17 protein-coding genes and 1 pseudogene are annotated in these 20,285 nt (G+C 60.4%); 14 read left to right on the top strand and 4 right to left on the bottom strand.

Annotation, left to right across the window (positions count from 1 at the left end):
* Positions 1-328: pseudogene (locus NDJ10_RS13470) on the top strand (D-hexose-6-phosphate mutarotase); the annotation flags it as partial.
* Positions 329-405: 77 nt separating this feature from the next.
* On the opposite strand, the gene NDJ10_RS13465 reads toward NDJ10_RS13470, so the two are convergent.
* Entirely contained in the window at positions 406-1,527 is a 1,122-nt protein-coding gene (locus NDJ10_RS13465) for an alkene reductase (RefSeq protein ID WP_296163132.1), read from the bottom strand.
* A gap of 147 nt (positions 1,528-1,674) precedes the next feature.
* Between NDJ10_RS13465 and NDJ10_RS13460 the strand changes: the two genes are divergently transcribed.
* Positions 1,675-3,657: a transglycosylase domain-containing protein gene (locus NDJ10_RS13460; RefSeq protein WP_296163141.1), complete on the top strand. Its 1,983-nt coding sequence runs from the start codon at positions 1,675-1,677 to the stop codon at positions 3,655-3,657.
* A gap of 27 nt (positions 3,658-3,684) precedes the next feature.
* Here the strand turns inward: NDJ10_RS13460 and NDJ10_RS13455 are convergent, their stop codons facing one another.
* The 3 genes from NDJ10_RS13455 to NDJ10_RS13445 form a co-directional block, all read right to left on the bottom strand.
* Complete coding sequence (locus NDJ10_RS13455; RefSeq protein ID WP_296163131.1) at positions 3,685-4,077, bottom strand: glutaredoxin domain-containing protein; 393 nt, start codon at positions 4,075-4,077, stop codon at positions 3,685-3,687.
* Positions 4,077-5,366 carry a glycerate kinase gene (locus tag NDJ10_RS13450; protein WP_296163128.1) on the bottom strand — a complete coding sequence of 430 codons (1,290 nt, stop codon included), beginning with the start codon at positions 5,364-5,366 and terminating at the stop codon, positions 4,077-4,079. The genes NDJ10_RS13455 and NDJ10_RS13450 overlap by 1 nt, the downstream gene beginning before the upstream one ends.
* Positions 5,367-5,485: 119 nt before the next feature.
* Positions 5,486-7,000: an altronate dehydratase family protein gene (locus NDJ10_RS13445; protein WP_296163127.1), complete on the bottom strand. Its 1,515-nt coding sequence runs from the start codon at positions 6,998-7,000 to the stop codon at positions 5,486-5,488.
* 203 nt (positions 7,001-7,203) lie between these two features.
* On the opposite strand from NDJ10_RS13445, the gene NDJ10_RS13440 reads away from it, so the two are divergent.
* The 12 genes from NDJ10_RS13440 to kdgR all read left to right on the top strand — a co-directional run bounded on the left by NDJ10_RS13440 (position 7,204) and on the right by kdgR (position 20,272).
* Positions 7,204-8,115 (top strand): LysR family transcriptional regulator, encoded by a 912-nt coding sequence (locus NDJ10_RS13440; RefSeq protein WP_296163125.1) that lies wholly within the window; start codon positions 7,204-7,206, stop codon positions 8,113-8,115.
* Between the two features lie 180 nt (positions 8,116-8,295).
* Positions 8,296-9,975 carry an alpha/beta hydrolase domain-containing protein gene (locus tag NDJ10_RS13435; RefSeq protein WP_296163122.1) on the top strand — a complete coding sequence of 560 codons (1,680 nt, stop codon included), beginning with the start codon at positions 8,296-8,298 and terminating at the stop codon, positions 9,973-9,975.
* Between the two features lie 462 nt (positions 9,976-10,437).
* Positions 10,438-11,859, top strand: coding sequence for a glucuronate isomerase (gene uxaC / locus NDJ10_RS13430; RefSeq protein WP_296163120.1), 1,422 nt, complete (start codon positions 10,438-10,440; stop codon positions 11,857-11,859).
* Between the two features lie 16 nt (positions 11,860-11,875).
* On the top strand, positions 11,876-13,339 hold the full coding sequence (locus NDJ10_RS13425; protein WP_296163118.1) for a mannitol dehydrogenase family protein: 1,464 nt from the start codon (positions 11,876-11,878) through the stop codon (positions 13,337-13,339).
* Between the two features lie 39 nt (positions 13,340-13,378).
* The gene (gene uxuA / locus NDJ10_RS13420) at positions 13,379-14,455 is read left to right on the top strand and encodes a mannonate dehydratase (RefSeq protein WP_296163116.1); all 1,077 of its coding nucleotides are present in this window, start codon (positions 13,379-13,381) and stop codon (positions 14,453-14,455) included.
* A 107-nt stretch (positions 14,456-14,562) separates the two neighbouring features.
* Positions 14,563-15,546 (top strand): TRAP transporter substrate-binding protein, encoded by a 984-nt coding sequence (locus NDJ10_RS13415; RefSeq protein WP_296163114.1) that lies wholly within the window; start codon positions 14,563-14,565, stop codon positions 15,544-15,546.
* Between the two features lie 64 nt (positions 15,547-15,610).
* The gene (locus tag NDJ10_RS13410) at positions 15,611-16,135 is read left to right on the top strand and encodes a TRAP transporter small permease (protein WP_296163112.1); all 525 of its coding nucleotides are present in this window, start codon (positions 15,611-15,613) and stop codon (positions 16,133-16,135) included.
* Positions 16,135-17,418 carry a TRAP transporter large permease gene (locus tag NDJ10_RS13405; protein ID WP_296163111.1) on the top strand — a complete coding sequence of 428 codons (1,284 nt, stop codon included), beginning with the start codon at positions 16,135-16,137 and terminating at the stop codon, positions 17,416-17,418. Before NDJ10_RS13410 ends, NDJ10_RS13405 begins: the two co-directional genes overlap by 1 nt.
* Positions 17,419-17,440: 22 nt before the next feature.
* Positions 17,441-17,776, top strand: a complete 336-nt coding sequence (locus NDJ10_RS13400) for a cupin domain-containing protein (RefSeq protein WP_296163108.1) — start codon at positions 17,441-17,443, stop codon at positions 17,774-17,776.
* Between the two features lie 42 nt (positions 17,777-17,818).
* A complete protein-coding gene (gene kduI / locus NDJ10_RS13395; protein WP_296163105.1) occupies positions 17,819-18,655 on the top strand; it encodes a 5-dehydro-4-deoxy-D-glucuronate isomerase in 837 nt (278 codons plus the stop codon).
* An 18-nt stretch (positions 18,656-18,673) separates the two neighbouring features.
* Positions 18,674-19,435 (top strand): 2-dehydro-3-deoxy-D-gluconate 5-dehydrogenase KduD, encoded by a 762-nt coding sequence (gene kduD, locus NDJ10_RS13390; RefSeq protein WP_296163103.1) that lies wholly within the window; start codon positions 18,674-18,676, stop codon positions 19,433-19,435.
* 36 nt (positions 19,436-19,471) lie between these two features.
* Positions 19,472-20,272, top strand: a complete 801-nt coding sequence (gene kdgR / locus NDJ10_RS13385) for a DNA-binding transcriptional regulator KdgR (RefSeq protein ID WP_296163101.1) — start codon at positions 19,472-19,474, stop codon at positions 20,270-20,272.
* Positions 20,273-20,285 lie beyond the last annotated feature (13 nt).

Here is a 20,285-nt window from a genome sequence, read left to right as displayed (position 1 = left end):
CTGTGACTACCTCGACAAGGTGCAAAACTTTGCCCGGGCCAGGCAGTCAGGTCCGGTCGAATTTACCGGCGAAACCGACCGCATTTACGTCAACACCACGGCCGATTGCGTCATTGACGACCGGGTGCAACAGCGTGCCATTCGGGTCGACAAAAACGGTAGCCGCAGCACGGTGGTCTGGAACCCCTGGCGCGACAAAGTCTTCGCCGACATGGCCGCCGGCGAATACCGGCAGATGCTGTGCGTGGAAACCTGCAACGCCGGGCCGGATCAGGTCACCCTGGCGCCAGGCCAGTCGCATGTGCTGAGCGCGTGCATTGGTTTGTAGCCTTCGCGGCGAGGGCGCCGCTCCCACAAAGCGCCGCTCCCACAGAGGAAGCCGCTGCCACAAAGTCCCGATGCCGCTCAGGCGTTTTTGAGCGCGGGGTAATCGGTGTAGCCTTTGGCGCCGCCACCGTACCAGGTGCTGCGGTCGCTTTCCACCAGGGCCTTGCCCTTGCGCAGACGCTCGACCAGGTCCGGGTTGCCAATGAACGATCGGCCAAAAGCCACCAGGTCGGCACCTTCGGCAAGCGCTTCCTGCGCCAGGTTTTTATCCAGGCCGTTGTTGACCATCCAGGCCCCTTTGCCAGCGGCAGCTCGGTAGGCACGGCGCAGGCCGGTGTAGTCAAACGGGCGGTCAGGCAGCACACGCGGGCCGCCGGTAGCGCCTTGAATGACGTGCACATAAGCCAGGCCAAACCCGGCCAACTCACGCACCACGTAGTCGAACAGCGGTTGCGGGTCGGGATCGAACGCGTCGTTGGCGGGTGTCACCGGCGACAGCCGGATGCCGACCCGACCCCCGCCCACGGCGCTGGTCACGGCCTGCACCACTTCGAGGAGAAAGCGGGCGCGGTTTTCGATGCTGCCGCCAAAATCGTCGCGGCGCTGGTTGGAGCCGCTTTTGAGAAACTGGTCGAGCAAATAGCCGTTGGCGGCGTGGATTTCGACGCCATCAAAACCGGCGGTCTGGATCGCGTTGCGCGCGGCAGCTACATAGGTGTGCACGATGTCGGGCAGTTCGTAAGCTTGCAACGCACGCGGCGCCGAGGTGTCGACAAAAACCGGCAGGCCGTCCTGGAGCAACACGGTTTTGGTTTTGGCGGTAATGGCCGAAGGTGCCACCGGCTGGCCACCCTGCGGTTGCAGGCTGGTGTGCGAGACACGGCCCACGTGCCAAAGCTGACAGACGATTTTGCCGCCGGCCGCGTGTACGCTGCGCGTCACGTCTTTCCAGGCTTCAACCTGTTCCTCGGCATACAAGCCGGGCACATCGGCGTAGCCTTGGCCTTGCTGGCTGATGGCGGTGGCCTCGGTAATGATGAGCCCGGCGCTGGCGCGCTGGGTGTAATACTGGACCATGAGGGCGTTGGGAGTGGCATCAGGGGCGCGGTTGCGCGTGAGCGGAGCCATCACGATGCGGTTGGCCAGCGCCAGATCCCCGGCATGCACGGGGTTAAACAGGGTGGCAGTACGGTGTGGCATAAAAGACTCCAGATTAATTTGGCTATGGTCTGCAGTTTAAAGGGTGCACGCGAAGGCCTCAAGCACCGATCCGGGCCTTAAACTCCGCGCATGATTCCGGACCTCCAACGCGTCACCACGTTCACCCATGCGCTGTTTCAACGCCTCATGGTCGCCATCAGGCAATACCCCGTGCGAGCAGTTTTGGCATTGCCTGCGCTGGTGCTGCTGTACGTGCTGCTGCTGGTTCCGTTCACGCCCGGCATTGGCGACCTGCGCAAGGCCAAATCAGAAGCGCCCTCGGTGCTGCTGGCGACCGACGGCAGCGTGCTGGCCGAATTCAAGCGTATCAACCGGCAATGGGTCACGCTGGAGCAGATTTCACCCCATGTGGTGAATGCCCTGATTGCCACCGAAGACCGCCGGTTTTACGACCACCATGGCATTGATTTGCGCCGCCTGGCGGGCGCCGCGCTCAGCACCCTGTCAGGTGAATTGCAGGGCGGTTCGACCATCACCCAGCAGTTGGCGCGCAACCTGTTCCCCGAAGAAATCGGCCGCGCCGCCACCCTGACACGCAAGCTCAAGGAGGCCATCACCGCGCTGAAGATCGAGGCCGTGTATTCCAAAGACGAAATCCTCGAGACCTACCTCAACACCGTGCCTTTTCTTTACAACGCCTTTGGTATCGAAATGGCGGCACGCACCTACTTTGACACCTCGGCCGAGCAGCTTGACGTGCTGGAAAGCGCCACCCTGATCGGCATGCTCAAAGGGACGAGCTATTACAACCCGGTACAAAACCCCGAGCGCGCCAAACAACGTCGCAACCTGGTGCTGGAGCAAATGGCCAAAAACGGCAAGCTCGACGCGGCCCGTCTCAAGTCCTTGTCCAAGCGACCCCTGAGACTCGACTTTGAACGCCAGGTTGAAGCCCCCGGGCCGGCACCCCACGTGGCCCAGTACCTGCGCAAATGGCTGATCGACTGGGCTGACCGCCGTGATATTGACCTGCAATCCGACGGTCTGCGGGTTTACACCACGCTGGACGCCCGCTTGCAAAAGGCGGCGAATCAGGCCGTAACACGGCAACTGAATTACCTGCAAACCCTGGCCAACGGGAGGCGCAAGGCCGGGCAGGAACCTGCGGTGCTGCAGGCCGGTTTTCTGGCGCTGGACCCGCGCGATGGCGCGGTAAGGGCCTGGGTGGGCAGCCGCGACTTTGCCCAGGAACAGTTTGACCATGTGAGCCAGGCGCGGCGCCAGCCCGGCTCGACCTTCAAGCCTTTCGTTTATGGCGCGGCCTTCATGCAGGGCATGAGCCCGTCGGACACCTTCATGGACCAGCCGGTGGCGATCTCGTCGCCAGGCAGCGAGGTCTGGACCCCCACGGATGCCACGCCGCCCAGCTACCAGCCCACCAGCCTGCGCAACGGATTGGTCTATTCCAAAAACACCATCACCGCCCAGCTGATGCAAAAAGTGGGGCCCAAACAGGTTGGCGCATTGGCCGAGGCCATGGGTGTGCGCCAGAGCAAGCTCGACCTGGTGCCCTCACTGGCACTGGGCACCAGCCCGGTCACCTTGATCGAAATGGTCACCGCTTACGGCACGCTGGCCAACGGTGGCAGCTACTTTGCGCCGAGCCTGGTGCTGCGCGTGGAAGACCGCAACGGCCAGGTGCTGGAGCAGTTCGCGCCGCTTGCCGAAAGCAAACCAGCCATGCCTCGCGCGCAAGCACTGACCCTGGTGAACGTGATGCGCGGCGTGATTGACGAAGGCACGGGCTCAGCCATTCGCTACCGCTATGGCATCCAGGCCGACGTGGCCGGCAAGACCGGCACCACCCAGGACAACACCGATGGCTGGTTCATCATGATGAACCCGCAACTGGTGGCAGGGGCCCGCGTCGGTTTCAACGACAACAGCGTCACGATGGGCTCCTGGGGTCAGGGCGCGCGCAGCGCCTTGCCCATGGTCGGCGAGGTGTTTCAGCAGGCGTTTCGCAACCGCTGGCTGGACGGGCAAGTCGAATTCGACATCCCGCGCCCCCGGCCAGCCCCGCCGCCCGAACCACTGTTCCCGGGCAACGCGGTCACTGACATCGTGAACAACGCCCTGGACAGCCTGATGGACTTGTTGAAGGACTGAAGCCGCAACCGCGGCTGCGCTTTTGGTTCAAGCCGTGGCAAACCGCCCCTGCAGGTAGCTGATGATGGCGCCGGACTCGAACAGCCACTGGCTTTGACCACTGGCGTCGGTGATCCTGAGGCAGGGCACCTTGACGGTGCCGGCGCCCTGAAACAGCTCGTCCCGGTTTTGCAAATGGTGTTGCGCATCGCGGCGCTCGATGGGCAGGGACAGACGCCGCGTTTCCTGACGTACCCTGATGCAAAACGGACAGGTGGTGAACTGGTACAACACCAGGCCCTGGCACTGCTGGTTGACGGCCTGCTGCAGCTCGGGCGCGCGCACCAGACCCTTGGGCCGGGTCACAAACTCCCACAGCTGCATGAAGGGACCGAGCACGATGCGCAGGGTTCTGAAAAAGCTTCTGATGATAAATTTCATCAGGTGATCATAATCGCCCGGAAGTCATTCACATTGGTCAACGTCGGGCCGGTCAGCACCGAATCGCCCAGCTTTTGAAAGAAGCTGTGGGCGTCGTTGTTGTTCAGATAAGTGCGCGGATTCATGTCTTGCGCCCAGGCCCGGGCGATGGTGTCCGGGGTGAGCAGGGCGCCGGCAATTTCCTCGATGCCGTCCACACCGTCGGTGTCACCCGCCAGCGCGTGCACGCCTGCCAGGTCGCCCAGCGCCACCGCCAAAGCCAGCAGGAACTCCACATTGCGGCCACCCCGGCCGGTGCCTTGCGGGTCACGAATCGTGACCGTGGTCTCGCCGCCGCTGAGCAACACACAGGGCCGCTGGAACGGCTGGCCGTGCTGCGCCACCTGGCGTGTGATGCCGGCCAGCACCTTGGCCACGTCGCGCGCCTCGCCCTCCAGGCCGTCGCCCAAGATGTAGGGGGTGACGCCTGCCGCGCGGGCCACCCCGGCGGCGGCCTGCAGCGCGATTTGCGGTGCCGTGATCATGCGCACCGCGCTGTTTTGCAGACGCGCGTCACCGGGCTTGACGGTTTCGCCACGGCCGCTTTCCAGCAGCGCACGCACCGGTGCCGGGACCTCAATACGGTAACGCGCAATGATCTCCAGCGCCTCGGCGCAGCTGGTCGAATCCGTCACGGTGGGACCCGAGGCGATGTCCATCGGTGCATCGCCCGGCACGTCGGAAATCAGCAGCGTGAGCAACTGCGCCGGGTGGCAGAGGGCGCCCAGGCGACCGCCCTTGAGGCTAGACAGGTGGCGGCGCACGCAGTTCATCTCGGAAATGGTGGCACCACTGGCCAGCAGTGCGCTGTTCACCGCCTGCTTGTCAGCCAGCGTCAGGCCCTCGCCTGGTGCCACCAGCAAGGACGAGCCGCCGCCGGATATTAGCGCAATCACCAAGTCGTCGGCCGTCAGGCCGGTCACCAAAGCGGCAATCCGTTTTGAAGCGGCCAGGCCGGCGGCATCGGGCACCGGGTGCGACGCCTGCACGATTTCGATGCGCTTGCAGGGCTGCTGGTATCCGTAGCGCGTGACCACCAGGCCTTCCAGCGGCCCTGGCCAATGGGCCTCAAGTGCCAGCGCCATGGCGGCTGAGGCTTTGCCGGCGCCAATCACGATGGTGCGCCCTTTCGGGGGAGGCGGCAGATGCGGCGGCAGGCACAGCGCAGGCTGGGCGGCCGCCACGGCCGCATCGAACAGGCGGCGCAGCAGGGCGCGGGGCTCAGGCAGCTTGGCGTTGGGATCGGTCATGGACGACTCTCAAAAAACGGAAAACCGGATTGTGCTTGGAACGGCCTGACATGGCGACAGGTTTCCGTTGTCGCGAACGACGTGAAGCAATCCACGATCGTGCCGCAAAGCGGCACCGCTCACATCACCGCACCCACTTGCCAAGGCAGGAACTCGTCATTGCCATAGCCCAGCACCTCGCTGCGCACCTTCTCGCCAGAGGCGTGGCGGATGATCGCGTCAAAAATGCGCTGGCTGATCTCCGGCATGGCCGTGCCGGTCAGCAAGTCGCCGCAGTTCACGTCCATGTCGTCACGCATGCGTTCAAACAAGGCGTTGTTGGTGGCCAGTTTGATGGTGGGCACCCCGGCGCAGCCAAACGCCGAGCCACGTCCCGTGGTGAAACAGATGATCTGGGCCCCGCCCGCCGCCTGGCCTGTGGCTGACACCGGGTCGTAGCCCGGTGTGTCCATATAGACAAAGCCTTTGGCCTGCACTGGTTCAGCGTACAGATAAACACCATTCAGGGTGCTGGTTCCGCTTTTGGCCACGGCGCCCAGGGATTTCTCCAGGATGGTGGTCAATCCACCCGCCTTGTTGCCTACCGAGGGGTTGTTGTCCATCTGATTACCGTTGCGCGTGGTGTAGTCCTTCCACCATGCGATACGCCCAATCAGCTTGTGCGCAATCTCCGCGCTGGCGGCACGGCGTGTCAGCAGATGTTCGGCACCGTAAATTTCCGGGGTTTCCGAAAGGATGGTGGTGCCCCCCTGCGCCACCAGCATGTCGGACGCGCCACCCAGTGCCGGGTTGGCAGTGATGCCGGAATAACCGTCGGAGCCACCGCAGTTCATGCCCACAATCAACTGGCTGATCGGGGCTGGCTCGCGCTGGCAGGCGTTGGCACGCTCCAGCATGGCCGTGACCAAGGCGATGCCTTTCTTGATCGCCGCGGCGGTCCCGCCTTCGGCCTGCATCACCACCTGTTGCAACATGCCAGGCTCGTGGGCACCGACTTGCGCGATCAACGGCGCAATCTGGTTTTGCTCGCAGCCCAGACCGACAAACAGCACGCCGGCGAAGTTGGGGTGCCGGGCGTAGCCCACCAGGGTGCGGCGCAAAATGTCCATGCCTTCACTGACCACGCCCATGCCGCAACCCAGCGGGTGTGGCAGCGCAATGACGCCGTCGATATTGGGAAAGGCCGCCAGACGCTCCGGGTCGAAATGCCTGGCAATGGCGCGCACCACGGTGGCCGAACAATTCACCGAGGCCATCACCGCAATGTAATTGCGCGTGCCCACCTTGCCGTTCGGACGTTTGTAGCCCATGAAGGTGGCCGGATGCGCCACCTTGGGCAGATCATGCACGCCGTGGCCAATGCCGTAGTCGCGCTCGAACTCACCCATGCCCAGGTTGTGCGAATGGACGTGTTGGCCTGCGCTGATATCGGTGGTGGCGAAACCGATGATCTGGTTGTAGCGACGCACGGCGGCACCCGACTTGATCTGGTGCACTGCCAGTTTATGGCCCGGTGGCACCATGTCAGCCACCACCGGGTTGTCAGCGCCAAGCGTGGTGCCAGGCAACAATTGCCGGGTGGTGATCAGCACGTCGTCGTTGGCGTGTAAACGGATGAAAGGTGATTGGGCCATGTCATTTTCCTCAAAGCGCTGGGCACAAACCCCAGCAGGTCAGCAGCAAATTGAGCGAATATACGACAAAAGCAAACGGCATTTAATATTTTTTGAAACCTATTTTCATTTTTATCAACCTAGCCGTTATTCTGGCAACTTCGGCCCAGCCCATGTTGTTTGCCAGGTCGGTACTGAAAAATTATTTCAAACAGAGGTTCAGCGTGGATATCCGTCGACTCAAGTTTTTTATCGTGACCGCAGAAGAGCGCAATATCGGCCGGGCGGCAGAGCGCCTTCACATCACGCAGCCACCCTTGACCCGGCACATCCAGTCACTCGAAGATGAGCTGGGCGTGCAGTTGTTCAGACGCACCAGCTCGGGGGTGGAACTCACCCAGGCCGGTACCGCACTGCTGGTGCACGCTAAAAACATCACCGCCCACGTTGAACTGGCGACCGAGCAGATCAGGCGCGTGGCAGCTGGCAAGGAAGGGCGAATCGACATCGGCATTTTTGGCTCGGCCATGCTCGACATCATCCCCCGTATCCTGAGTTCATTTTCTCAAGCCTGCCCGCATGTCAAGGTGGTACTGCATAACGCGGCCAAAGACCGTCAGCTCGAAGCCTTGCAGCAAGGGCGGATCATGATTGCGTTTGACCGTTACTTCCGTCCGGTGCCAGAACTGCAGTCGGAGCTAATCAGCCAGGAGTCGTTATGGATTGCATTGAATCAGCGTAATCCGCTGGCACAAAAGTCCAGCATCACTTTGGCCGACCTGAAGGTCGAACCACTCATCGGCGAGCAAGACCAGAGTGTCTTATTCGCCAACCAGGAGTTATTTCGCTTGCAAAATTTCAGTCCTTTGATCGTTCACAAGGCGGCCGACATGATCTCGGCCGTGGTCATGGTGTCCGGGGGGTTTGGCAGTGCGCTGGTGCCAGAGTCGGTCCTTAACCTGAATTTGCCCGACGTAGTGTTTCGACCCCTAGCGCCTGACATCGCCTCCACCGTTGACCTGCATTGCGTCTACCGCAAGGACGAAAAATCGCCGCTGCTCGTGGCCTTGCTCAATTGCATTCATGACTTCAAGCGTCAGCATCCGATACTTTTAGAGTATCTAAACATGCCCTAACAACATTGGACTGCAGCAAACACCGCCGCCTAGAATTTTTTCGACATCGCGGTGAAAACCAGCCTGACATCAACGGTTGGGCCTCTTCCCACTTGTCAAAAACCCGTCCTGCGAACCAGTTGGCACAAGCCAACCCGGTGCGCAGGACGTCCAATCTATTACAAAATTTGGAGACGAAAAATGCATCCGATGCTGAAAACCAGAAAAACTGCCGTGGCCATTGCGGTAGGCGCGACCTTGATACTTGGCGCTTGCGGTGGCGGCGACGGCACTGAACCAGCGGTTGCGGACCAGGTTCTGAGCGCGATCCAAGCCCTGCCTTCCGTGAGAGAAGTTGCCTTTGTCTACCCCGAGCCGGCAGCCTGTCCGACAACGAGCCATCCGTTCAGCACCATGCTTTGCTCGGTTGGTGTAGATTATGACCAAACTGGATCCAAGCCAATTGATATCAAGAAGGACTACGGCTACACAGAAAAGGAATTCTTCCAATCTGGCAAAGCCAACGTCTATGATCTCGGCGCCGACGAGCGCGCAGTGGTGAGCTCTTCAGGCCATTCCTATGCCACCCGATTGCTGGTGCGTTATCCATCCGATCCGGCCAAGTTTTCCGGTCGCGTTTTCATCGACATCTTGAACGCCTCGAGTGGTGTGGACCTCGAAGACACCTGGCGCCGCAGTTGGAACCATATGATGTTGTCCGGTGACGCTTATGTTGGCATCACGTCGAAGAGCTTGACTGCCGATGCGCTGAAGAAATTCGACCCGACACGCTATGCCGATATCAATTGGCAGGTTGACGGCAAGAATGAAGACGGCCTGTTCTGGGACATGCTGAGTCAGCTTGGCACTCAGCTTCGTAAGCCAGGAACCGGTGGCATCCTTGGCAGCCTCAAGCCGCAGTTTGTCTATTTGGGCGGACAATCTCAGTCCGGTTTTTACATGAACACCTACCTCACCGCGTTCACCGACCGGCTGGAAAAGGCTGGTCCGGATGGCAAGCCGCTGTTTGACGGCTACCTGAACTTGGTCGGTCCGGGCGCGATGCCACTTCGAAGCGAGTCCGGCGTGCCGTCTGTCAGCGTGCCAAAGAAGCTATACCAAGTTACCAGCGTCCCGCAGATTGTGCTGATGTCTGAAGCCGAGAGTCGCTTTGCCGGCGGCGGCGGGGGTGGCGGTTTCCCTGTCTTCCCGCCGTATTCCCGCCGTGCCGACGCTAACAGCGCGACCGACAAATTCCGCTTCTATGAAGTAGCCGGTGCCCCACACGCCGACCCGACCTCGCCAATCATTCCGATCAATACCGAGATAGCCAAGGCCAAAGCGGACGGCACGGGCCGCGCGCCAAAGGCCTATTTCACCGGCCATGAAGAACCGGCACTCCACCTCGACGACTTTGTCACCGGCGCATTGGAGAACCTGCACGCCTGGGCAGCCAAGGGGACACCCGCACCTGCAGCCCAAACCAACTGGATGTGGTACTCGATCACGAAAGATGCCAAGGGCAATGATGTGTACGATCCGTTGCGTGACCAGCTTGGCAATGCGCTCGGTGGGCTGCGTTCTCCGCTGATCGACGTTCCGCTTTATCAGTACCTCGGCATGGGCAAGACGGCGACCGGTGGTACTGCCCTTGACTGGGGCTCCATGATCAGGTTCCCTGATACGACGATCAATGTGCTTTACGACGGTAGCTGCACCAAATACTTGGCCCGCTTCAATGCTGCGGCAGATGCACTGCTCAGTGGAGCCTACATAGTCAAGCATGATGCCGACAAAGTGAAGACTCTTGGCGCACGGCTGGCTTCGCAACCATCGGAAATCAACCCCGCCGTCTCATGGGCCACTACCCCGTGTAACTGATTGGTACACAGAACGGCTCGCCCTCCAGCACGGCAGAAGGCTTGCACGAAAAATCCTTTTGGCCAACGCGAACGACATGGCCTTGATCGTGGGCTCCTGTAGCTGTGGCTGCCTTGTTCGACTCGACCGTTTCCGGCGCGCTCTACAAGTTTGGTCGCGGCCTGAGCTACTGAACCGGCCCGCTGCGCGCTGACAACGCGCAGCGGGCAGACACGCCAACCCATCTGCAAGTGGTATTGACCATGAACAGATGCCGGCATTGCGAGCCAGCCGTATCAGACCGGGTACAGCTGGTTCGCGGATAGGTTAATCTGCGTTGTGAATGCGGCACACAAATAAACAAAACATTGTTTCAAATTTATTGAATTATTTTTTTATTTAGTGTAGAGTCCGCACCTATCGATCACACCAACTGTCGCTCATCGTAGTGGCAGCCATCCAAAAGAGACGGAGCAGACTCCCATGAAGCCTTTTATGAACGCCGATTTCCTCTTGCCTGACAGCAGCTCCAGGCGGCTGTTTCATGACTACGCGGCGGCGATGCCGATCCTTGACTACCACTGCCATCTGCCCCCAGCCGACATTGCCAGCAACGCCACCTTCAGCAACATAGCCCATGCCTGGCTGGGCGGTGACCACTACAAATGGCGCGCCATGCGCTCCAACGGCGTCCCCGAGGCCGACATCACCGGCCACGAACCCGATTACCAGACTTTTCTGGCCTGGGCCAGAACCGTGCCGCGGTTGGTCGGCAACCCGCTGTACCACTGGACGCATCTGGAGCTGCAGCGCTATTTCGGCATCCATGACGCCCTGTCGGAAAAAACCGCCCCAGCCATCTGGGAAGCCTGCAATGCCCAGATCGTCACACCCGAGTTCGGTGCCCGCTCGCTACTGATGCGCATGAAGGTGCGCGCTGTAGGCACCACCGACGACCCGGCGGATTCACTGGCGCACCATATCGCCTACGCTGCGGTGCGTCAACCGGGTGAACCCGTGATGGTGCCCAGTTTCCGCCCTGACCGCGCCCTGGCCACCGACGACCTGTCGGTCTGGAAAACCTATATCGAGCGGTTGGGTGCCGCCGCCAACGTGTCGATCGGTTCCTACGCCGCGCTGGTCACGGCGCTCGACGCCCGCCACGCGGTGTTCCATGATTTGGGTTGCCGCGCTTCTGACCATGGCCTGACCGCACCGTTTGCCACCTTCGTCAGCGCGCAGGCGATAGAAGCCATTTTTGCCAAGCTGCTGGCCGGCACCGCGCTGACCACCGGCGAGGCCGACGCCTACAAGACCGCCGTGCTGCTGGCAGTTGGCCGCATGAACGCCCAGCGCGGCTGGGCCATGCAACTTCATCTGGCCGCCGTGCGCAACCTCAACTCGGCCATGTTTGCCAAACTTGGCCCCGACACCGGCTATGACGCCGTTAATGACGAACAGATTGCGGCCAAACTCGCCGCCTTCATGAATGCGCTGCAAAGCGACAACATGCTGCCCAAAACCATTTTGTATTCGCTCAACCCGAACGATCTGGAAGTGTTGGGCACGGTCATGGGTTGTTTCCAGGACGGCTCCAGCCCCGGCAAGATCCAGATGGGTTCGGCCTGGTGGTTCAACGACCACATTGAAGGCATGCGCCAACAAATGGTGAGTCTGGGCAACCTGGGGCTGTTGTCACGCTTTGTTGGCATGCTGACCGATTCGCGCAGCTTTTTGTCGTTCCCGCGGCACGAGTATTTCCGCCGGGTGTTGTGCGCGCTGGTGGGTGGCTGGATGGAAAACGGCGAAATCCCGCCCGACTTCGACACCTTTGGCAACATGGTGCAGGACATCAGCTACCGCAATGCCAAGAACTACTTCGCCATTCCCGGCGTGACCGATTAAGACGAAAGCACCCCGCATGCAACTCTGCAACCAAAACCTGAATCAATTGCCGGCCACGGTGCAACGGCCCCTCTATGAGCGCAGCCAAGTGGTGCCCGCCATCGTGCATTTGGGCGTGGGCGCTTTTCACCGCGCCCACCAGGCCGTCATGACCGACGCCGTGCTGGCCTCCGGTGATCTGGCCTGGGGCATTGTGGGTGCCGGCCTGATGACCACCGGCACCAAAGACGCGCTCGCGCCGCAAGACGGGCTGTACACGCTGGTGGAGCGGGCGGCTGGTTCCGAGAAATTGCACGTGATCGGCTCAATCGTCGAAGTACTGGGCGGCGCGGCCGACCTGGCTCAGGTACTTGAGCGCATGTGTGCCCCCGGCACCCGCATCGTAAGCCTGACCGTCACCGAAAAAGGCTATTACCTGGACCCAGCCAGCGGCAAGCTGCAGTTGCAGGCCCCAGCCATCCAGGCCGATCTGGCGAACCCCGCCACACCCCGCACCATTCTGGGCCTGATCGTGCAGGCGCTCAGGCACCGCAAGGCCAACGCCATCCCCCCGTTCACCGTCTTGAGCTGTGACAACCTGCCCAGTAACGGCAAAACCGCCAAGGCGGCGGTGCTGGCCTTTGCCCGTGAAGTTGACAGCGAACTGGCCAACTGGATCGAAGCCCGTGTGAGCTTCCCGTGCAGCATGGTGGACCGCATCACGCCCGCCACCACCGACGCTGACCGGGCCTACGTCAACGCCCAATTGGGTTTGCAAGATGCCTGGCCGATCGTGACCGAGCAATTTGTGCAATGGGTCATTGAGGACAACTTCACCATGGGCCGACCCGACTGGACCCTGGGCGGTGCGGTGTTTTCCAACGAGATCGAGGCCTGGGAAGACATGAAATTGCGTTGCCTGAACGGCGCGCATTCCACCCTGGCTTATCTGGGCCAGCTTACCGGGCGCGAAACCGTGGCTGACGCCATGCAGTTGCCCTTGATCACCGGCCTGCTGGACGCACTGTGGGTGGAAGTGCGCGGGGTGCTCAAGGCCCCGGCCGGGGTTGATCCGGCGGACTATGTCGAGCAGCTCAAGCTGCGCTTTTGCAACCCGGCGCTGAAACACCGCACCGCGCAAATTGCCATGGACGGCTCGCAAAAGCTGCCGCAGCGCATGCTTTCCACCCTACGCGAGCGCCTTGCCGCCGACCTGCCATCGCCAGCGCTGGCCACGGCCATTGCTGCCTGGATGCTCTTTGCCGTCAAGACCGCACACACACCGGGCGCGGTACTCAACGACCCCCTGTCGAACGACATCCTGGCGCAAGCCGGCGCAAGCAATGACAGCACAGCCATCATTGACAACTTGCTTGGTATCCACAAGATCTTTGGTTCTGATTTAAAAACCAACGCCCGTTTCAAAGCGGAAGTACTGAACGGCTTGCGCCAGTTGGCCGCCCACCCGGAAGTGGCTGCAGCGCTCCCGCTCACCCTTTGACCGGCCTTTTCACAACCCGAAACCCTGGAGTTCACCGCAATGAAAATGACTTTCCGCTGGTATGGCGAATCCGACCCCGTGAAACTGGAATACATCCGCCAGATTCCGGGCATGTATGGCATTGTTTCTGCCATTTACGACGTGCCGGTGGGCGAGGTCTGGCCGTTGGACAAACTGCAGGCGCTGCGCGACCGCATCGAGGGTGCCGGCCTGAAGTTTGAAGTGGTCGAAAGTGTGCCCATGCACGAGGACATCAAGCTCGGCAAGCCCTCGCGCGACCGCTTGATTGCCAACTTCCAGCAAAACATCCGCAACTGCGCGGCCGTGGGCGTGAAGGTGATCTGCTACAACTTCATGCCGGTGTTTGACTGGACCCGCACCGAGATGGCCAAGGAGCTGCCCGACGGCTCGTTCACGCTGGCCTTTGATGCCCAGGCAGTGGCCGAGATCGACCCTGAAAAAGGCATTGCACTGCCCGGCTGGGACGCCAGCTACAAGGCCGACGAACTCAGGAGCCTGCTGGACGAGTACAAAGCCGTGGGCGAAGACAACTTGTGGGCCAACCTGGAATACTTTTTGAAAGCCATCATTCCGGTGGCCGAAGAAGCGGGCGTCAAGATGGCCATGCACCCGGACGACCCACCCCGCCCCATCTTCGGCTTGCCGCGCATTGTGAAGAACCGCGACGACCTGGCGCGCCTGGTGAAAATAGTCGACTCGACAGCCAACGGCCTGACCCTGTGCTCGGGCTCTTTGGGCGCCGACCTGTGCAACAACATCCCGTCGCTGGTGCGCGAGTTCGGCGGCCAGGGTCGCATCCACTTCGGTCACCTGCGCAATGTCAAGGTCGAAGAAGATGGCACGTTTTACGAGTCCACCCACAATTCCTGCGACGGCTCGCTGGACATGGCCGAGATTGTGAAGGCCTACCATGACGTCGGCTTTGAAGGCTATGTGCGTCCCGACCACGGCCGCATGATCTGGGGCGAAACCGGCAAGCCCGGCTATGGGCTCTATGACCGCGCTTTAGGTGCCGTGTACCTCAACGGCTTGTGGGAGGCGGTCAGCAAATATGCGCCTGCCCGCCCCGAGGCCAAGACGCATCAAGCCGGCTGATGCCGCCTTGATTCAACGTATCAAGTTCCCCGTTTGTCGGCTTTTTGGAGCCGATGTTTTTCCCTGTCCCTGTCAGTTTTTCAACCTGGTCAATTAAGGAGATCACCATGACCTTTCGCCGAAGCCTTCTCGCTGCCGCAGTTGCCGTCGTAGCACTGTCGGCCAGTATCACCGCAAGCGCCCAAAATATGGTGCTCAAGTCCTCGGACACGCATCCCGCGGGTTACCCCACGGTGGTTGCCGTGGAGAACATGGGCAAGCGGCTTGATGCAGCCACCAGCGGCCGCCTCAAGATACAAATGTTCCCCGGCGCCGTGCTGGGTGAAGAAAAAGCCGTGGTCGAGCAGGTGCAGATCGGTGCCATCCAGATGGCCCGCATTTCTCTGGGCGTGATTGGCCCCATCGTGCCCGAGGTGGACGTGTTCAACATGCCCTTCGTGTTCCGTGACATTCCCCACATGCGGGCGGTGATTGATGGGCCCATTGGCCAGGAACTGCTGGACAAGGTCAGCAACAGTGCAGGCCGCATGGTGGGTCTGGCCTGGATGGACGGCGGTGCCCGCAGCCTGTACACCAAGAAAAAAGTGCAAACCCCAGCCGACCTCAAGGGTCTCAAGGTGCGCATGATGGGCAACCCGCTGTTTGTGGACACCATGAACGCCATGGGCGGTAACGGTATCTCCATGGGTTACGGCGAGGTCTTCAGTGCCTTGCAGACCGGTGTGATCGACGGCGCTGAAAACAACCCGCCCAGCCTGTTTACGTCCAACCATTACACCGCTGGAACCAAGTACTACGCACAGACCAACCACCTGATCATTCCTGAAATTCTGGTGATGTCCAAAGTGACTTGGGACAAGCTCTCGGATGCCGACAAGGCCGTGGTGAAAAAAGTGGCCCGTGAAGCCCAGCTTGACCAACGCGTGTTGTGGGACAAGAGCGTGGCTGACTACTCTGCCAAGCTGAAAGCCGCTGGCATCGAGTTTGTTCCCGTGGACCAAAAGCTGTTTTTTGAAGCTACCGCTCCGGTGCGTGCGAAATACGGTGCCAAGTTTGCCGACCTGATGAAACGCATCGGCGACGTCAAGTAAATCTTTGCGCTATCCAGGCCCGCTGCAGGCGCAGCGGGCCTGGTGAACACTGTCAGGCATTGCCATGAAAAACAAAATTCTGCACTTCAACGACATCATTTATCTGACCTGTATCTGGACCTCAGGTATCTCGGTCCTGATCATGTCGCTGATCGTCCCCTGGGGCATATTTACCCGCTATGTGCTGGGCACAGGCTCACCCTGGCCCGAACCCGTGGCCGTGATGCTGATGGTGGTGTTCACTTTTTTTGGCGCCTCGGCGGCCTACCGCGCCCAGGGGCACATTGCGGTCGCCATGGTGACAGAACGGCTGCCTAAAAAACTGCAACGCCCGCTGGCCGGCCTGATCGACGTGCTAATGCTGGTCGTGGCCTTGTTTACCCTGGTGTATGGCACCAAGCTGTGTCTGGAAACCATGAACCAGGTCATCGGGCAATTGCCCTGGATGCCGGTGGGGGTGACCTATTTGCCGGTGCCCCTGGGTGGCCTCACCACCCTGATTTTTGTGCTGGAAGACATGTTTTTTGGTCATCAGGACAAGCGCGCTGTGGTGACGTTTGACCACGAAAAGAAAGAAGAGGTGGTCTGATGGACGCACTTGTATTGCTGGGCTCGTTCATGGTCCTGATTTTGATGGGCATGCCGGTGGCCTATGCCATGGGCCTGTCGGCCCTGATTGGTGGCTGGTACATCGACATTCCGCCCGATGCCATCATGATTGCCATCGCTGGCGGGGTGAACAAGTTTTCGCTGTTGGCGATTCCATTTTTTGTGCTGGCAGGTGCCATCATGGCCGAAGGTGGCATGGCGCACCGGCTGGTGGCCTTTGCCAGCGTGCTGGTGGGATTTGTGCGCGGCGGGCTGTCCATCGTGAACATTCTGGCCTCCACCTTTTTTGGCGCGATCTCTGGCTCGTCGATGGCCGACACGGCCTCGATTGGCTCGGTGTTGATCCCGGAGATGGAGAAAAAAGGCTACCCGCGTGACTTTGCCACAGCGGTCACCATCAGCGGCTCGGTGCAGGCGATTCTGATTCCTCCCAGCCACAATGCCGTGATTTACTCGCTGGCGGCCGGTGGCTCGGTGTCGATTGCAGCGTTGTTCCTGGCGGGCGTGCTGCCTGGTTTGATTTTGGGGCTGACGCTGGCCATCATGTGCCTGTTCATCGCCAAAAAGAAAGATTTCCCCAAAGGCCGCGTGATCCCGATGAAAGAGGCGCTGAAGATTGTGGTCGATGCGCTCTGGGGTTTGATGACCATCTTCATCATTCTGGGTGGCATCTTGTCAGGCGTCTTCACGGCCACCGAGTCGGCAGCTGTGGCAGTGCTCTGGGCGTTTTCGGTCACCATGTTTGTCTACCGCGACTACAAATGGAGCGAATTGCCCAAGCTGGTGCACCGTACCGTCAAGACCCTGGCCATTGTGATGATCCTGATCGGCTTTGCCGCCAGCTTTGGCTACATCATGACCCTGATGCAGATTCCGCAGCAGATCACCGAGTTGTTCACCAGTGTCTCGAATGACAAGTACATGGTGCTGCTGATGATCAACATCCTGCTGCTGTTGCTGGGCACGCTGATGGACATGGCGCCGCTGATTTTGATCATGACGCCGATCCTGCTGCCCATCGTGACCACTCTGGGCGTGGACCCGGTGCACTTCGGCATGATCATGATGCTGAACCTGGCCATGGGTCTGATCACCCCCCCGGTGGGTGGGGTGCTGTTTGTGGGTGCGGCGGTGGCCAAACTACCCATCGAGACCGTGGTGAAGGCCTTGTACCCGTTCTTTTTGGCGCTGTTTGCCGTGCTGATGGCGGTGACTTACATCCCCGCAATTTCCCTGTGGCTGCCCAACCTGCTGCTGAAGTGAGCCAGACTTGAAAGACGAATCCATGAACTACTTTGATAGCACTGCCACCCCTTGGACCGACCTGGGTGGCGGCCTGCGGCGCAAGATTGTTGGCCACACGCCGCAACTCATGTCGGTGATCATGCAGTTTGACAAGGGCGCGGTTGGCACGCCCCATGCGCACGAGGTCCATGACCAGATTGCTTATGTGGTGGCGGGTTCTTTTGAAGCCAATATCAATGGTGAAGTTCGCGTGCTGCGGCTGGGTGATGCGTTTATTGCGCCGCATCACACCACCCATGGCGTGGTGGCACTGGAACAGGACAGCATGCTGCTGGACCAGTTTTCACCGCGCCGCGACGACTACCTGCCGAGCTGAATGCAGACAACTTTTTGACCATCAACCGACCCTGGAGCCATCATGGAAATCCGTCAACCGATTCACAGCGAACACATGCGCAACCTCGATACCGAAGGATTGCGCCGCCATTTTCTGGTGCAAGACCTGTTTCTGCCCGATCAGGTCACCCTGACCTATAGCCAGATTGACCGCATCATCGTCGGCGGCATCATGCCGGTCACGGCCGGCGTGTCGTTTTCCACCGACCTCGGGCGCCACACCGGCACCGACTTCTTTCTACAACGCCGCGAACTGGGTCTGATCAATATTGGCGGCGCCGCCCGCGTGGTGGTCGATGGCGAGACCTTCGAAGTGGCCTCGCGCGAAGCGCTCTACATCGGCCAGGGCGCGCAAGCTCTGGAGTTTTTCAGCGTCAACGCCGACCAGCCCGCCAAACTCTATTTCAACTGCGCCCCCGCACACACTGCCTACCCGCATCGCAAGGTCACGCTTGCCCAGGCCTCCCCGGAGACCCTGGGCTCGCCCGCCACCAGCAACCGGCGCACCATTTACAAGTTTTTGGTACCCGATGTACTGCCAACGTGTCAGCTGTCGATGGGCATGACGCAACTGGAGCCTGGCAACGTGTGGAACACCATGCCCTGCCACACCCATGACCGCCGGATGGAGGTGTATTTCTACTTTGACATGAACGCCGACGCCACGGTTTTCCACATGATGGGTGAGCCGACCCAAACGCGTCACATCGTGGTGCGCAACGAGCAGGCGGTGATCAACCCGAGCTGGTCGATCCACAGCGGTGTCGGCACCCAGGCCTACACCTTCATCTGGGGCATGGTTGGCGAAAACCAGGTGTTCAAGGACATGGACCACGTGCCCATGACCACCTTGCGCTAAACCACGAAAGCACCCACCATGTCGCTTGACAACTTTCAACTCCTGGGGCGCACCGCCCTCGTCACTGGCTGCAACAAGGGGCTGGGTCAAGGCATGGCCATTGCCCTGGCGCAGGCCGGGGCCGATATCGTTGGCATCAACAGCAGTGCCCCAGACCAGACCCGTGACATCGTTGCGTCCCTGGGTCGGCGCTTTTTGGATCTGCGTGCCAATCTTGCAGAAACCAGTGGTCTGGAAGACTTGGTGACGCAGTCCCTGACGCTCACTGGCAAGATCGACATTCTGGTCAACAACGCAGGCACCATACGCCGCACCGATGCCATTGATTTCAGTGAAAAGGACTGGGACGATGTGATGAACCTGAACCTGAAAAACGTCTTTTTCCTGAGCCAGGCGGTGGCACGGCAATTCATTCGCCAAGGCGGCGGCGGCAAGATCATCAATATCGCCTCGATGTTGTCCTTTCAGGGCGGCATACGGGTGCCATCGTACACAGCCTCAAAAAGTGGCATTCTCGGCATCACACGCGCACTGGCCAACGAGTGGGCCACGCGCGGGATCAATGTCAACGCCATTGCACCCGGGTACATGGCCACCGACAACACCGCCGCCTTGCAGGCCGACGCCGACCGCAACGCCGCCATTCTGGCGCGCATCCCGGCCAACCGCTGGGGCGTGCCCGAGGACATGGCCGGCCCCGTGGTGTTTCTTGCGTCTTCAGCCTCCAACTACATTCATGGTCACACGCTGGCCGTGGACGGTGGCTGGCTCGCGCGCTAGCCCGTCTTCAGGGATTAAGGGATTGAGGGAATAAAAATGGATGATGACTCTTTGGCTGGCAAACAACCTGAGTCGGTTGCCGCTGTTTTGAAGACTTTTGGCTTGTTGCAAGCCCTGGGCGACCGCAGCGAATCCGGCATCTCGGACCTGTCCATGCGCCTGGCCATGCCCAAAGCCACGGTCTACCGGTTTTTGCAAACCATGATCACGCTTGGCTATGTTCGCCAGGAGGCCGACAGCGAGCGCTACGCGCTGACCATGAAGGTCTACGAGCTGGGGACCAAGGCCTTGCAATACCCGGAGCTGGTGGACCTGGCCAAAAACCACATGCAAACGCTGGCAGATAAAACCGGCGAAACCGTGCACCTGGGCACCCTGATCGACAGCGAAATCATTTACCTCCACAAAGTCGACTCCAGCCACGCCCTGGGCATGTATTCCAGAATCGGGCGCCGCGCACCCTTGCATTGCACTGCCATTGGCAAAGTGCTGATGGCGTGGGACACCCCAGAGCATCGGGACCACGTTTTGCAGGGAGCCGAGTTCAAGCCATTTCGCCAAACCACCATTGCGGACAGGCAGGCCTACGAACAGGAACTGAAGCAGGTGAAGGCGCAAGGCTTCGGTGAAGACCGTGAAGAGTTTGAAGACCACGTGCGTTGTGTGGGGGTGCCGATTTTTGACCGGCTGAACCGCCCGGTGGCGGGCATGAGCATTTCTTTCCCGATCTTTCGCTACGACCCCGCGCGGGCACAAGAAGTGGTCGCCCTGCTGCGCGATGCGAGTCGCGACATCTCGGCTCGCCTGGGCTGTACCCATTTCCCGCTGGACGAATGATCGACGTGCATTA

Origin of the sequence: Rhodoferax sp. (assembly GCF_023700745.1) — a bacterium.
Lineage (GTDB): Bacteria > Pseudomonadota > Gammaproteobacteria > Burkholderiales > Burkholderiaceae_C > Rhodoferax.
This window is presented reverse-complemented; position numbering and strand designations above follow the sequence as displayed.